The following is a 1,219-nucleotide window of genomic DNA, read 5'->3' as shown; positions in this document are numbered from 1 at the left end:
TGTAGAGCCGAGATCCTATGTTCGTGGTCAAGCCTGCTGGAAGCAGGCTTGACCCACTTTCAACATGGCTGGGTCGAAATCCTTGCCGCTCTTGAATACACCCCACGCAATCCTGGCCAGTTTTCTGGCCAGGATGTTGAATACGGCCGTGCTGGAGTGGCCGCGCCCTGACAGCTCGTCGTATAGCGGCTGCCCGTTCCGACACCGCTTCAGGCCCATCGCGGCCATGTACAGCATCTGGCGCAGTACCGGTGCGCCCTGTTTGGATAGTCGACGCCGTCCGGTTCTGCCACCAGATTCGTTGGGGCGGGGGTCCAGGCCGGTGCAGGCGATCCAGGCATTTGCGTTGGCCAGCGGCCAGCGCGTCATGTAGTAGATCAGGTGCGCGGCGACGGCTGGGCCGATCCCCGGGATGGTCAGCAGGCGCTTGTAGAGCGGGCCTTGTTCACCGTCACGGCCCAGGCGCTGTAGATCCCTTTCCAGCGCCGACAGCGTGCTGGTCAGTGCCCTGAAGATATCTGCCAGCTCGCGCGGGTCGCTTTTGGTGGCATCGAAGGACTGCTCCAGGCGCGCCCGGGTCTCCACCAGAGTTTGGCGCTTGCGCAGCAGATCGTGCATCTGCTGCTGTTCGTCGCTGCGTGGTACGTATTCACGCAGACGATCACTCTCTTTTTTCACGTACCGGGCGATGACCTGGGCGTCCATCGCATCGGTCTTGCCGCGTGCGCCGGTTGCCTTGGCGTAATTCTTGATCAACCGAGGATTGATTACGTAGACCACGTGACCCGCCTGACCGGCCATACGCGCCACCAGCTCGTGGTGCTTACCGGTCGCTTCCATGCCAATCCGACACCGCGGAGGAAGGGTCTTGAGCCATTTGGCTATGCCGGCGCGAGTATTGGGGATCCGGTCGCCGGCTTTGCAGTCAGCCACCGCCGGCACGAGCTCCTTGGAGTCCACATCAAGACCAATCACAAGAGAATCGGACATTTGCACTACTCCCAGCTATCTTTAAGGGGCTGGGGTGGTACCGCACCGACGTTAGCTTGCCTACATCGACGATCCCCTTTTGGGGGCCGTACGATCCTTTATCGACGTTCGTGTGCGGGATGGGGATCGCTCGGCTCGTCTGTCGGCGGCTATCCGCAGATCCATGCTTGTCGGTCCCTCCACCCTGGCTCCTACATACCTCGTAGGAGCCGGGGGGAACATACAAGCC

The 1,219-nt window shown here is 61.4% G+C and carries 1 protein-coding gene; it reads right to left on the bottom strand.

Going from position 1 to position 1,219, the window contains the following annotated elements; all coding sequences use genetic code 11:
* Positions 1–27 precede the first annotated feature (27 nt).
* Positions 28–990, bottom strand: coding sequence for an IS110 family transposase (locus tag QMZ26_RS21210; RefSeq protein WP_283222594.1), 963 nt, complete (start codon positions 988–990; stop codon positions 28–30).
* Between the last annotated feature and the right edge of the window lie 229 nt (positions 991–1,219).

The sequence above is a fragment of the Stenotrophomonas sp. PFBMAA-4 genome, assembly GCF_030053215.1.
Lineage (GTDB): Bacteria > Pseudomonadota > Gammaproteobacteria > Xanthomonadales > Xanthomonadaceae > Stenotrophomonas.
The sequence above is the reverse complement of the archived record's forward strand: the minus strand, read 5'-3'. Positions and strand labels throughout refer to the sequence as shown.

Bases quoted from the DNA above. Each gene is read 5' to 3' on its own strand.
- QMZ26_RS21210 (WP_283222594.1), bottom strand. From the start codon at position 990: ATGTCCGATTCTCTTGTGATTGGTCTTGATGTGGACTCCAAGGAGCTC.